The sequence below is a fragment of the Variovorax rhizosphaerae genome, from assembly GCF_037889975.1.
GTDB lineage: Bacteria > Pseudomonadota > Gammaproteobacteria > Burkholderiales > Burkholderiaceae_C > Variovorax > Variovorax rhizosphaerae.
Genome location: NZ_JBBKZT010000038.1, coordinates 16,965 through 28,956 on the forward strand (window position 1 = coordinate 16,965; position 11,992 = coordinate 28,956).

An 11,992-nucleotide genomic window follows, 5' to 3' on the forward strand; every position below is an offset into this window, starting at 1 on the left:
ATGGAAAAAAGTCAGTCTTGCGGCGCGTCCAGCGCGGCCTTCGCTTCGCGCTCCTCACGCGCCAGCAGGAAGTCGACGAAAGCCGCGAGGTCGTCGTGAACCTGCGTGCCGGGCGGGTACTCGGGCGGCAAGGGCACGACGCCGCGGCACGCTTCACCCATGCCGGTGAGCAGCAGGTGCGGTTCGCATCCGGCCGCCGCGCCGGCCTGCACGTCGCGCAGGCTGTCGCCTGCGGTCGGCACGCCATCCAGGTCGATGCCGTAGCGCTCGCCGATCTGCAGGAACAGCCCCGGCTTCGGCTTGCGACACTCGCAGTTCTCGTCGGGGCTGTGCGGGCAATAGAAGACCGCGTCGACCTTGCCCCCCACGGCGGCCAGCATCTTGTGCATCTTGGCGTGCATCTGGTTGAGCGACGCCACGTCGAACAGGCCGCGGCCCAGCCCCGACTGGTTCGATGCAATCACCACATGCCAGCCCGCATGGTTGAGCCGCGCAATCGCTTCGAGCGCGCTGGGCAACGGCGTCCACTCGACCTCGCTCTTGACGAAGTCCTCGCGGTGCACGTTGATCGAGCCGTTGCGGTCGAGGATGACGAGCTTCATGGTGTGGCTTTCGCTTCGATGGCGCGACGATCGATCCATGCAATGAGATGCGCATGCGGATATTTCGCATCGTCCAACATGGCCGCCCGCTTGCGCAACGTCGAGACAGATATCAATTCACGGTGCAGCAATTCGCGAATGAAGTCCGCATCCTTTTCACGCCTCGCCACGCACTTGAATAGCGCAAGATCATGCAGATCGGGACAGAGGGCCGTCACATCGCCAATGTAGTGAAGGCTCGACCGCGTCATCCAGTCCGCAGGCATGACGGCTGTCTCGGGGCCGACGCCGTCGGCAAAATAGCCGAAGGTCTCGTGAAAACTCGAGTGCATACCGATCGCACCATCGATCAGATCAGCGCGCTCTGGATGCAAGGCCGGATACAGATCGACCTCGCGCGAAACAAGGAGTGCCTCGGGCGGCGCTTCCAGCAGCAGCAGGATCGCCTGGCTACCGACGACGACCAGTGACGTTTCCTTCGCAATGGCGGCGGAGGCGCGCAACACATGCTCAGGCTCTTCGCGTGTCATTGCGCCGCAACCTGCCCGCGCGCCAGCTTCAGCAACTGCGCACGCTCGTGCTGATCGACCAATCCACCCATCGGCGAAACACTGCGCATGAGTTGTCCGTGGTCCGACTCGGCAAGGGCCGCATCTGCCAACGCCTCGACGTCGCTACTGCCCAGCAGCTGCTCCCATTCGTACCAGAGCCGATCGGAACGCGTGGCGCCTGCCTGCAACCTCCAGCGTGCGAGCGTGTCGAGCGCACGGGCACGAAGCGCAGGCTCGCGACGAAGCACTTCAATCGCCCTGCGATGCAGTGCGAGCGAAAACTGATCCAGTTGTTGCTGCCGATTCATTGCAACGATTATTGAGCGCCGGACCTCAGGACGCCAGACGCTCCAGTTGCGCCACGCGGTTCATCGACTCATGCAGCGACTTGAGCAGGCCCAACCGGTTCAATCGCAGGTCCGCCTGCTCGGCATTGACCATCACGCCGTCGAAGAAGGAATCGACGGGTGCGCGCAAGGCGGCGAGGCTTTGCAGCGATGCGGTGTAGTCGCCAGCATTGAACTGCGCATCGGCCGTGGGCACGACCTGTTGCATCGCCTCGTGCAGCGCCTTCTCGGCGGGTTCCTGCAGCAAGGCCTCGGTCACAAGTGCGTCCGCCGACTCGGGCGACTTCTTCAGGATGTTGCCGATGCGCTTGTTGGCCGCTGCAAGCGCAGGTGCCTCGGGGAGTGCCGCGAAAGCGCGAACGGCGGCGAGCAGGTGCGGAACCGTACCAAGTCGTTGCGGACGCGAGGCCAGCACCGCATCAACTTGCTGCGCGCTGGCGCCCTGCTCCCGCAGGCTGCCAGCCAATCGGTCGTAGAAAAAGGACGTCAATTGCGCACACGTATTCGCGTCGATCGTCGTTCTAGGCAACTCGCGTCGATCAATCAGGAGCGACATGCTCCTGCGAACGCCAATATTCCCCTGCGCCTCGTCATTGAAGACATTCGCAGCTGCATCCAATAAATCGTCAAGCCCGAGTGGGAGGTCCTTCTCGACAAGCATTCTCAAGACACCCAGCGCGTGACGACGCAAGGCGAACGGATCGCGGTCGCCGGTCGGCAGGTTGCCGATGCCGAACATGCCGACCAGCGTCTCGAGCTTGTCGGCCAGCGCGACCACGATGCCCACGTCGCCGCGCGGCAGCGTGTCGCCCGCAAAGCGCGGTTTGTAGTGGTCTTCGATGGCATCGGCCACCGCGGCATCGAGGCCGTCGTGCAACGCGTAGTAGCGGCCCATCGTGCCTTGCAGCTCGGGGAACTCGCCGACCATGTCGGTCACCAGATCGGCCTTCGCGAGTTGCGCGGCCTGCACGGCTTGCTGCCCCAGCTTCGCATCGCCCAGCTTGGCGGCGATCGCCTGCGCGATGCGCATGACACGTTCCACGCGCTCGCCCTGCGTGCCGAGCTTGTTGTGATAAACCACCTTGGCCAGCGACTCCACGCGCGAGGCCAGCGTCTTCTTGCGGTCCTGGTCGAAGAAGAACTTGGCATCGGCCAGGCGCGGGCGCACCACGCGCTCGTTGCCCTGGATCACCGCGCTCGCGTCATCGGGCGTGATGTTGCTGACCACGAGGAACTTGCTCGTGAGCTTGTCCTGTGCATCGACGAGCGGAAAGTACTTCTGATTGGCCTTCATCGTGAGGATCAGGCACTCCTGCGGCACGGCCAGGAATTCCTCCTCAAAGGAGCAGGTAAGCACATTGGGCCGCTCGACCAGCGCCGTGACTTCGTCAAGCAACGCATCGTCCTCGACCGGCCTGGCACCACCACCGACCTTCGCGGCCGCGGCAGCCAGTTGCCGCGCGATCTCGCCGCGGCGCGCATCGAAGCCCGCGATCACCGCTCCTTCGTCAGCCAGCTGTTGCGCATAGCTGTCGGCATCGCGCAGCACGACCGGATCGACCTTCGCCTCGAAGCGATGACCGTGCGTGTCGCGTCCTGAGTCAAGGCCGAGTGCACCGACCTCAACCACGTCAGCGCCATACAACGCAACCAGCCCGTGCGCCGGTCGCACGAAGCTCACGCTGCTCCAGCCCGGCAACTCGCAGTTGGCTTCAAGCTGGTAGCTCATGACCTTGGGAATCGGCAGCTTCGCGATGGCTTCGGCGAGTGCCTTCTGCAAGCCCTCGGCCAGCGTCGCGCCCTTCACCGTGCTCTCGTAGAACAAGGCCTCGGCCTTGCCATCTTGCGCGCGCTTGAGCCCCGCCACTGCAGAGGCATCGGCACCCAGCGCCGTCAGCTTCTTCAGCAATGCCGGTGTGGCACCACCCGAGGCATCGAGTCCGACCGCGACCGGCATCAGCTTCTGCGAAGCAGCCTTGTCGGCCGCTTGCGAGGCCACATCCGTCACACGTGCAGCCAGCCGGCGCGGCGATGCGAAGGCCGTCAACACCGAGCCACTGCCGGCGAGTCCAAGCGCGACGAGTTGATCGCGCAGCACACCCGCGAATGCATCGCCCAGCTTGCGCAAGGCCTTGGGCGGCAGTTCCTCGACAAACAGTTCGACCAGAAGATTCTTGTTGTTCGTGCTCATCGCTCAGGCAGCCTTCTTCGGGATTTGCGCGACCCACTCACGCGGAGCAAGCGGGAAGCCGAGCCGCTCGCGGCTCTCGTAATAACTTTGCGCGACACTGCGCGCGAGGTTGCGGATGCGGCCGATGTAGGCCGCGCGCTCGGTCACGCTGATGGCGCCGCGCGCATCGAGCAGGTTGAAGCTGTGCGCCGCCTTCAGCACCTGCTCGTAAGCCGGGAGTGCCAACTGTTGCTCCATCAGGTGCTTGGCCTGCTTCTCGTGCGCGGCGAAGGCGGTGAAGAGGAAGTCGGCATCGCTGTGCTCGAAGTTGTAGGTCGACTGCTCGACCTCGTTCTGCTTGTACACGTCGCCATACGTAAGGCCATCGGTCCACGTGAGGTTGTAGACGTTGTCCACGCCTTGCAGGTACATGGCCAGGCGTTCGAGCCCATAGGTGATCTCGCCGGTGGCCGGCTTGCAGTCGATGCCGCCGACCTGCTGGAAGTAGGTGAATTGCGTGACTTCCATGCCATTGAGCCAGACCTCCCAGCCCAACCCCCATGCGCCGAGCGTTGGGTTCTCCCAATCGTCTTCGACGAAGCGGATGTCGTTCTTCTTCAGGTCGAAGCCAAGTGCTTCGAGGCTGCCCAGGTACAACTCCAGGATGTTCGAAGGCGCGGGCTTGAGCACCACCTGGTATTGGTAGTAGTGCTGCATGCGGTTCGGGTTCTCGCCGTAGCGCCCGTCCTTGGGACGGCGGCTCGGCTGCACATAGGCGGCCTTCCACGGCTCCGGGCCCAGCGCGCGCAGGAAGGTGGCGGTGTGCGAGGTGCCCGCACCCACTTCCATGTCGTAGGGCTGCAGCAATGCGCAGCCCTGGTCGGCCCAGTACGACTGCAATTTGAGAATGATTTGCTGGAAGGTCAACATGAGACTGGCCGGCGGTGTCCGGTCAAAGAGCACAGAAGCGCGGACGGGTCCGCGAAAGCGGGTGATTTTACGGGGGCGAGGCCAGCGCGGGAGCGGTTAGGCTCTCGGCCCGAGGAGATCGCTTTGAGCGCACAACAATTGATATTGAGCGTGGTCCTTGCCACGATGGTTTTTTCGGTCGCGCTGGAGCTGAAGGTCGATGACTTCAAACGGGTTGCCAAGACGCCCCGCGCCGTCATCTGCGGATTGATTCCCCAGTTCATTCTCTTGCCAGTCGGCACATGGCTGGCGACGCTGGTGCTCGACCTGCCGCCGGACATCGAGGTCGCGATGATCCTTGTCGCGTCCTGCCCCGGTGGGTCGCTCAGCAACGTCATCACGCACTTCGGTCGCGGCAATACGGCCTTGTCGGTCAGCGTGTCGGCGGTGGCCAGCGTGATCGCGCTGTTCGCGACGCCGTTCAACTTCAGCTGGATGGTGGCCAACAACCCGGCCACGGCGAGCTGGTTGCGCACGCTCTCGATCGACCCGTCCGACATCTGGGTCAGCCTGCTGCTGTTGCTTGCGATCCCGATGGCGCTGGGCCTTTCGCTCACGCACTTCAGGCCCGCGCTGTCGAAGAAGTTGCAGAAGCCGCTGGCCAACTTCTCGCTCGTCGCGCTGCTGGCCTTCATCGTCGTCGGCCTCATCGTGCAACGGCAGTTGCTCACGATCGGCCTGCTGCCCCTGCTCGTCATCGTGATCCTGCACAACGCCAGCGGCCTATTCTTCGGCTTCATCACCAGCGTCGCGATGCGCGTGAGCGAATACGATCGCCGCGCCGTGATGATCGAAGGCGGCATGCAGAACTCGGGCCTGGCGCTCGGCATCATCGCGGTGCAATTCAACAGTGACCTGGGCATGGTGTTGATCGCCAGCCTGTGGGGCATCTGGCATATCGTCAGCGGACTCTCGCTGGCATTCTTCTGGAGACGAAAAGATGCAGCACGACCTGCTTATTGAAAACGGCACGCTGGTCGACGGCACCGGCGCTGCCCCGTACACCGCCGACATCGCGGTGCGTGACGGCAAGATCTCGGCCATCAGCCGCACGCCCGGCGCGCTCGCCGGCACCGCACGCGAAACAGTGGATGCCCAAGGCGCCTGGGTCACGCCTGGTTTCATCGACATCCACACGCACTACGACGGCCAGGCCACCTGGGACGACTGCTTCTCCCCGAGCATCCACCATGGCGTGACGACGGTCGTGATGGGCAACTGCGGCGTCGGCTTCGCACCGGTTCGGCCCGGCCACGAGGACGATCTCGTCAAGCTCATGGAAGGTGTCGAAGACATCCCCGGCGCTGCGCTGCATGAAGGCATCCGATGGGACTGGGAAAGCTTCACCCAGTACATGGATGCGCTGGCCGCCACGCCGCGCAGCCTCGACTACCTGGTGCAAGTGCCGCACGACCCCTTGCGCATGTACGTGATGGGCGAGCGCGCGGTGGCGCAACAGGCCGCAACGGCGGAAGACATCGCGGCCATGCGTGCGTTGCTGCGCGAGGCGCTCGAAGCGGGCGCCGCCGGCTTCAGCACCGGCCGCAGCGACAACCACCGCACCTCCGACGGCCTGGAGACGCCCGCATCCGAAGCCAGCGCCGCCGAACTGACCGCTATCGTCTCCGCGTTCGAAGGCCTGCAGCACGGTGTCGTGCAATGCGTCAGCGACTTCGACCTGCTCCGGGGCCCCGAGAACTTCGATCGCGAGTTCACGCTCGTCGAGCAGATCGCACGCGCCTGCGGCCGCCCGCTGTCGATGACATGGCTTCAGCGCGACCCCGGCGGCGAGCAGTACCTCGCCATCCGCGACCGCGTCGAAGCCGGCGTGGCCCAGGGCCTGCCGCTCTACCTGCAGACGGCTGCGCGCGGTATCGGGGTCATCAATGGCCTGGACGCCAGCTTCCATCCGTTCATGGGCTTCCCGGGCTACAAGGAAATCGCGCACCTTCCCTTGGCCGAACGTGCGGCCGCAATGCGCGAGCCCGCGCGCAAGGCACGCATCCTCAGCGAGAAATCAGCACGCCTTGCAGGCGACGGCACGGCCATCCCGCCGCTCGTCGACGAATTGCTGGCCCGCATCGACATGATCAGCGGCCGCATGTTCCCGCTCGGCCCGTCGCCGGACTACGAGCCCTCAGTGATGCAGAGCTTTCTGGTGCGTGCGAAGCAGGCCGGCATCAAGCCACTCGAAGCGCTATACGACCACCTCGCAGGCGGCGACGGCGACCACCTCATCTACTTCCCGATCTTCAACTACAACGGCGGCTCGCTCGACGTGCTCGGCGAGATGCTGCAACACCCCCGCGCACTCGCCGGCCTGAGCGATTCGGGCGCGCACGTGGGCACCGTGTGCGATGCAAGCTTCACCACTTTCATGCTCACGCACTGGGCACGAGACCGCAAGCAGGGCCGCTTGCCGCTCGAAACCGTGGTGCAGATGCTGACCCAGCGCAACGCACGCTACCTCGGCCTGCAGGACCGAGGCACCTTGGAAGTCGGCATGCGCGCCGACCTGAACGTGATCGATCCGCAAGCGCTGGGCGTGGGCGCGCCCAAGCTCGTCGCCGACCTTCCGGCCGGCGGCAAGCGCTTCCTGCAAAAGGCCACTGGTTATCGCGGCACCTGGGTCGCCGGCCAAGCGGTGCAGCGCGACGGCGCGATCACGCCTGCGCGGCCCGGTCGCCTCGTTCGCCTCGGCCAGTGAGGCAAGTGCCGATGCCTCGCGCGGCACCGGCGTCGCGACCCGCTTACGTTGGACGCGAGATCTCATTTCGCTGGCCTGCCCGACGGCTGAGCGAATGTTGCCGGGATAGGGGCTCGGCGAGACTTGACCCCCCTCCTCCGCGGACGCGCATCCTTAACTCGGATGGTCTACGGCGTTGCAAACCTTCGGCAAAGCGTAGAGGCCATGGCTGCTTTTTGCGCCAACCTCCATGCTGGCCCGACGCGCACGTCCGAATGGCGGACGCCCGGCGTTCAGGAATTGCGGCGCCGGAGCACACCGGGCAAGACCGTGATCGCCACCACGAGCATCGCCATGAGCCACATCGGCACCAGGCCGAATCGGGAGACCCAGGCCGCATACGGCGTGATCCCGTTGCGCCCTTCCACCGTTGCCAGGAGCACGCCGCGCGTGAGCCGCGGCAAGGACTGCGTCACCACGCCATGGTGGTCGATCACAACCGTGGCGCCGGTGTTGGTCGCGCGCACCATCGGCCGCTGGAACTCCAGCGCGCGCATGCGCGAGATCGCCAGGTGCTCGTCAATCGCGATCGAGTCACCGAACCACGCGATGTTGCTGACGTTCAGCAGAATCGTCGGCGCCAGTGCTTCTTCCCGAAAGTTGGCGCCGATCTCCTCGCCGAACAAGTCCTCGTAGCAAATGTTCGGCGCAATTCGCTGACCCTGCCATTCGAATGACGGCTGCGCCAGGCCACCGCGCGCGAAGTCGCCCAGCGGGATGTTCAGCATCTCGGTGAACCAGCGGAACATGCCCGGCACGAATTCCCCGAACGGCACCAGGTGATGCTTGTCATAGCGGTACGGCGCCGCCTGGCCCGCCTTGAACCCGAGCACCGTATTGGTATAGCCGCGCCGATCGCCCATCGGCAAGCCCACGATCGCCGCTTGCGCGCCGGTTCCGTAACGTGAGGCGATCGCATCCAGATAGCCGGGCGGCAACTGGCTCGGAAGCAGGGGCAGCGCGGTCTCCGGCGTGACGACGAGCGACGCGCTCGCATCGCGCAGTTGCACGCCGTACCAATTCAGCGCCGTGGCAACGCCTCCGCCGGGGATGAACTTCTCGTCCTGCGGGATGTTGCCCTGGAGCAAGGCCATCTGCAGTGGGGGCGGCGGCGCCTTCGACGCGCGCTCGGTGACGTCGCTGACGCCGATCGCACCCAATCCACAAAGCACCAGGACGACACTGAGCGGCGCCACCCACGATGACCCGCTGCGGTAGTCGGCCCGCACGCACTGCGCCATCGCCGCAGCCACCAGCGCGGCGACCGCCCCGATCCCATACACGCCGACCCAAGGTGCCAACATCGCCAGCGGCCCCTCGACATGCGCATAACCGGTCGCTCCCCAAGGAAAGCCCGTGAACCAGTAGCCTCGAATCAGCTCGGCCAGGGTCCAGAGCGCCGCAAAGCAGACGACCCGCCACGCCCAATGCACCGGCCCCCATGCTACCCACGAGGCGCAAGCGATGGCGTAGTACAACCCCAGCGCCGCGGCCAGCGCCAAGACCGCCACCGCAGCCAAGGGCGCCGCCATGCCGCCATAGGTGTGCATCGAGATGAACAGCCACCAGAAGTTGCCGCAGAGCCACGCTGTCGCAAAAATCCAGCCATGGCCAAAGCCCCTGCGCCAGGAGCGCGGCGCCTTGTCGAGGCGCAAGCCGTCCAGCAGCCACACCAATGCAACCATGGACAGCAGTTGAAGCCACCAGAGCGGCCGCCCGCCCCACGGCCAGGCAATCGACGCAGCTTGCGCCGTCCCTGCCAGCGCGAACCCGATCGCGCGAAGCAGCGTGGCGTTCAATCGGCGACGTCGTCGCCGCGCGCTGGCGAGACCTTGAACCAGCGCACCGCGCCGCCCTTGGTGTGCAGCACGACGAAGTCGAATCCGCCCAGCGCATGGTGCTCGCCGCGCTTGGGCACATGGCCCATCTCGTGCGCGATCAGCCCGCCGATGGTGTCGAAGTCTTCGCTCAGCGCTTCCTCATCGAAAACGATGCCGAAGGCCTCCGCCACACGCTCGATCGGTGTGTCGCCGGACACCCGGTAGGTGTGATCGGCGAGCCCGAAGATGTCACCCTCTTCCTCGGCAATATCGAACTCGTCCTCGATCTCGCCGACGATCTGCTCGAGCACATCCTCGATGGTGATGAGCCCCGCGACACGGCCAAACTCGTCGATGGTGATCGCGAGGTGATTGCGGTTGCCGCGGAACTCCCGCAGCAGATCGTTGAGGCCTTTGCTTTCCGGCACGAAGGTCGCCGGCCGCAACAACGCACGCACATTCAAGCCCGGCGCTCGTTGCAACTTGAGCAAGTCCTTCGCGAGCAGGATCCCGATGATGTTTTCCCTGTCGCCTTCGAAAACCGGAAAGCGCGAGTGCGCCGTGTCGATGACCACGTGAATCAACGAATCGAGAGAGGCGTCGATGTCCAGCAGATCCATGCGTGGCGCGGCCACCATCACATCGGCGGCCGTCATGTCGGCCATGCGCAACACGCCCTCGAGCATCACGCGCGACTCCGCGCCGATCACGTCGTTGTCCTCCGCGTCGGCGAGGGTTTCGATCAGTTCGTCGCGCGAATCCGGTCCGGGATGAATGAATTCGGCCAGCTTCTGCAGAAAGCTGCGTTTGTCTTCCCGTTCGACGGGGGTGCGCTCAGGGTGAGGGTCGGCCACTGCGGGAGGGCGTAGTTGGGGAAGCGCAAGGATACCGGAAAGGCGAACGCCTCCCGGACATTGCGGCGCTTCTCCGGCTGGGGATGGCCGCTCGGCCGAGCTTTTATGACGCGGTGTGATCGCTCGCGGGCCGCCCACGTCGGATCTCCTGCATGGTGTGCAGGAAGGTCCAGAACCGCTTGGCGCGCGCCTTGAGTTGGAAGTCGACTTCGCCAAAGTTGTCGAGCGCGATCTCGGTCATGCGGCTGTCGAAGTCGGCCTTGGGAAGTTCCAGGTGCGCCTCGGCTTCCGATCCCGTACGCACCACCGTCGCGCCCGCGTTGCGCGCAATCTTGATCATCGCCGCGTTCTCGCTCAACGCGTGGATGAAGAGCATGCCGATTCCTTCGTTTCGCGCGGTGACGATGGTGCGCTCGAAGAGCCGCGCGCCATAGCCACGCCGGCGGGCCTGCTTGGATACTGACCCCCCGAACTCGGCGCAATCCATGGGCTGCCCGACCGGTGGAAAGGCGAGGTGCGCCAAGGCAATGATCTCGAGTCGGCGGTTGTAGATGCCGAAGATCTCGTCGCGGTCGAAGTCCAGCGTATCGACATAGCGTTGCACTTGCTCGTCCGATGCGGCGTAGCCGAAGCGCAGGTAGCGGTCGTGGAGATCAAGGTCCAGCAGATGGTGCGCGATGCGATCGCGCTCACCCGGACCAATAGACCGGATGGGCACGAGGACCGATGGCTGACCTGGGTCATCCGGCAGGCGGGATTCGGTGGCTGGCACTTTAAAGAAAGAACCCGCGCCGAACGACGCCTTGAGAAGTGAACTTGCATTGTGCATGGCCCGAATATAAGGGTTTACACCAATCAAGAATGTCGGACGACACCGATAAGTGACGATCTAGTGACGTAATACTAGACATCAAAAAATAACCTGTTCGACAGTTTAAACGGGCACTGCGGTGGTCGTCTTGACCCGATCAAGCACGAAACTCGTCTTGCAGTCTTCCACGCTCGGGTGCTTGAGCAAGGTATCCATGATGAATCGACTGTAGTGCGCCATGTCGGCAACGACAACACGCATCAAATAGTCCATATCGCCCGTCAACGCCGCGCATTCGACGACTTCCGGCCACGTCTGGACGCTGGCGCGAAAGACGTCCATGGGGTTTCGCTTGTGGCTCTCGGTGTGCTTCTCAAGTCGCACATTGATGTAGGCGGTGAGGCCCAATCCGACGGATTCGGGCTTGACCAGCGCAACGTACCGATCGATGACACGGCTTTCCTCAAGTCGCTTGACCCGCCGCAAGACCGCGCTTGGCGAGAGGCTCACCTGCTCGGCAAGCTGTTCATAGGTAGCCCGCCCGTCTGCCTGCAACGTGCGCAGTATTAAACGATCGAGCTTGTCGAGTGCCTCCATGAGGCGATTCTTACAGCTTTATTGCGTCTACGGATGCACAGACGGGTGGGAAATCGATTGTGCCGTGATGTGGTGCACAGGCGCACTGCATTCGTTCGTACCACGTCGAATCGGCAGACCACTAAACACATCGGCGTCGGCGGCGAGATCTGCCGCAACAACAATTCTCGCCCTCGCCGATCAGCTTATCCAGCCTATGCGAATCTTCTGGCCATCATGGTCGGGGCCGCCCATTGAAGCGAATACCGCACGGGCCGGGGACCATGACGGTATCAGGCGTAGTACTACGTTGCCGCGAAGGAGCTACGTGCGGGTGATCGCTGCAACCATTGACCAACCTCGCGATATTACTTCTCGAGTGGAGGTTCACGCGCGCTTCGAAGCTGCGTGAAATGCAAAAAGCCCAACCTCGTTGAGGTTGGGCTTTCTGGGCTGTAAGAGCCTGACGATGACCTACTTTCACACGGGAACCCGCACTATCATCGGCGCTGAGTCGTTTCACTGTCCTGTTCGGGATGGGAAGGA

Annotated in this window: 11 protein-coding genes and 1 rRNA gene; 2 read left to right on the plus strand and 10 right to left on the minus strand. The window is 64.0% G+C overall.

Annotated features, from left to right (window positions below; translation table 11 throughout):
- Nucleotides 1-11: 11 nt before the first annotated feature.
- Genes gmhB through glyQ form a run of 5 tightly spaced genes read right to left on the minus strand, consistent with a single transcriptional unit; the run spans nt 12 to nt 4,600 of the window.
- Entirely contained in the window at nt 12-602 is a 591-nt protein-coding gene (gene gmhB, locus WKW82_RS37520) for a D-glycero-beta-D-manno-heptose 1,7-bisphosphate 7-phosphatase (protein ID WP_340348322.1), read from the minus strand.
- The gene (locus tag WKW82_RS37525) at nt 599-1,132 is read right to left on the minus strand and encodes a DUF6036 family nucleotidyltransferase (RefSeq protein ID WP_340348323.1); all 534 of its coding nucleotides are present in this window, start codon (nt 1,130-1,132) and stop codon (nt 599-601) included. Before WKW82_RS37525 ends, gmhB begins: the two co-directional genes overlap by 4 nt.
- Nucleotides 1,129-1,461, minus strand: a complete 333-nt coding sequence (locus WKW82_RS37530; protein WP_340348324.1) for a hypothetical protein — start codon at nt 1,459-1,461, stop codon at nt 1,129-1,131. The genes WKW82_RS37525 and WKW82_RS37530 overlap by 4 nt, the downstream gene beginning before the upstream one ends.
- A 25-nt stretch (nt 1,462-1,486) precedes the next feature.
- Nucleotides 1,487-3,691, minus strand: coding sequence for a glycine--tRNA ligase subunit beta (gene glyS, locus WKW82_RS37535; RefSeq protein WP_340348325.1), 2,205 nt, complete (start codon nt 3,689-3,691; stop codon nt 1,487-1,489).
- 3 nt (nt 3,692-3,694) lie between these two features.
- Complete coding sequence (gene glyQ / locus WKW82_RS37540) at nt 3,695-4,600, minus strand: glycine--tRNA ligase subunit alpha (protein WP_340348326.1); 906 nt, start codon at nt 4,598-4,600, stop codon at nt 3,695-3,697.
- A 123-nt stretch (nt 4,601-4,723) separates the two neighbouring features.
- Between glyQ and WKW82_RS37545 the strand changes: the two genes are divergently transcribed.
- Both WKW82_RS37545 and WKW82_RS37550 read left to right on the plus strand, forming a co-directional pair.
- On the plus strand, nt 4,724-5,602 hold the full coding sequence (locus tag WKW82_RS37545) for a bile acid:sodium symporter family protein (RefSeq protein ID WP_340348327.1): 879 nt from the start codon (nt 4,724-4,726) through the stop codon (nt 5,600-5,602).
- Nucleotides 5,580-7,346, plus strand: coding sequence for an N-acyl-D-amino-acid deacylase family protein (locus tag WKW82_RS37550; RefSeq protein WP_340348328.1), 1,767 nt, complete (start codon nt 5,580-5,582; stop codon nt 7,344-7,346). The genes WKW82_RS37545 and WKW82_RS37550 overlap by 23 nt, the downstream gene beginning before the upstream one ends.
- A gap of 272 nt (nt 7,347-7,618) precedes the next feature.
- On the opposite strand, the gene lnt is transcribed toward WKW82_RS37550, so the two are convergent.
- The 5 genes from lnt to rrf all read right to left on the minus strand — a co-directional run.
- A complete protein-coding gene (lnt, locus tag WKW82_RS37555) occupies nt 7,619-9,184 on the minus strand; it encodes an apolipoprotein N-acyltransferase (RefSeq protein WP_340348329.1) in 1,566 nt (521 codons plus the stop codon).
- Nucleotides 9,181-10,059 carry an HlyC/CorC family transporter gene (locus WKW82_RS37560; RefSeq protein WP_340348330.1) on the minus strand — a complete coding sequence of 293 codons (879 nt, stop codon included), beginning with the start codon at nt 10,057-10,059 and terminating at the stop codon, nt 9,181-9,183. Before WKW82_RS37560 ends, lnt begins: the two co-directional genes overlap by 4 nt.
- A gap of 103 nt (nt 10,060-10,162) precedes the next feature.
- On the minus strand, nt 10,163-10,888 hold the full coding sequence (locus tag WKW82_RS37565; protein WP_340348331.1) for a GNAT family N-acetyltransferase: 726 nt from the start codon (nt 10,886-10,888) through the stop codon (nt 10,163-10,165).
- Between the two features lie 105 nt (nt 10,889-10,993).
- On the minus strand, nt 10,994-11,467 hold the full coding sequence (locus WKW82_RS37570; protein WP_340339361.1) for an Lrp/AsnC family transcriptional regulator: 474 nt from the start codon (nt 11,465-11,467) through the stop codon (nt 10,994-10,996).
- A 440-nt stretch (nt 11,468-11,907) separates the two neighbouring features.
- Nucleotides 11,908-11,992 (minus strand): 5S ribosomal RNA (gene rrf, locus WKW82_RS40720); the annotation flags it as partial.

Coding starts and splice junctions, on each gene's coding strand:
- gmhB (WP_340348322.1), bottom strand. CDS start 602: ATGAAGCTCGTCATCCTCGACCGCAACGGCTCGATCAACGTGCACCGC.
- WKW82_RS37525 (WP_340348323.1), bottom strand. CDS start 1,132: ATGACACGCGAAGAGCCTGAGCATGTGTTGCGCGCCTCCGCCGCCATT.
- WKW82_RS37530 (WP_340348324.1), bottom strand. CDS start 1,461: ATGAATCGGCAGCAACAACTGGATCAGTTTTCGCTCGCACTGCATCGC.
- glyS (WP_340348325.1), bottom strand. CDS start 3,691: ATGAGCACGAACAACAAGAATCTTCTGGTCGAACTGTTTGTCGAGGAA.
- glyQ (WP_340348326.1), bottom strand. CDS start 4,600: ATGTTGACCTTCCAGCAAATCATTCTCAAATTGCAGTCGTACTGGGCC.
- WKW82_RS37550 (WP_340348328.1), top strand. CDS start 5,580: ATGCAGCACGACCTGCTTATTGAAAACGGCACGCTGGTCGACGGCACC.
- WKW82_RS37565 (WP_340348331.1), bottom strand. CDS start 10,888: ATGCACAATGCAAGTTCACTTCTCAAGGCGTCGTTCGGCGCGGGTTCT.
- WKW82_RS37570 (WP_340339361.1), bottom strand. CDS start 11,467: ATGGAGGCACTCGACAAGCTCGATCGTTTAATACTGCGCACGTTGCAG.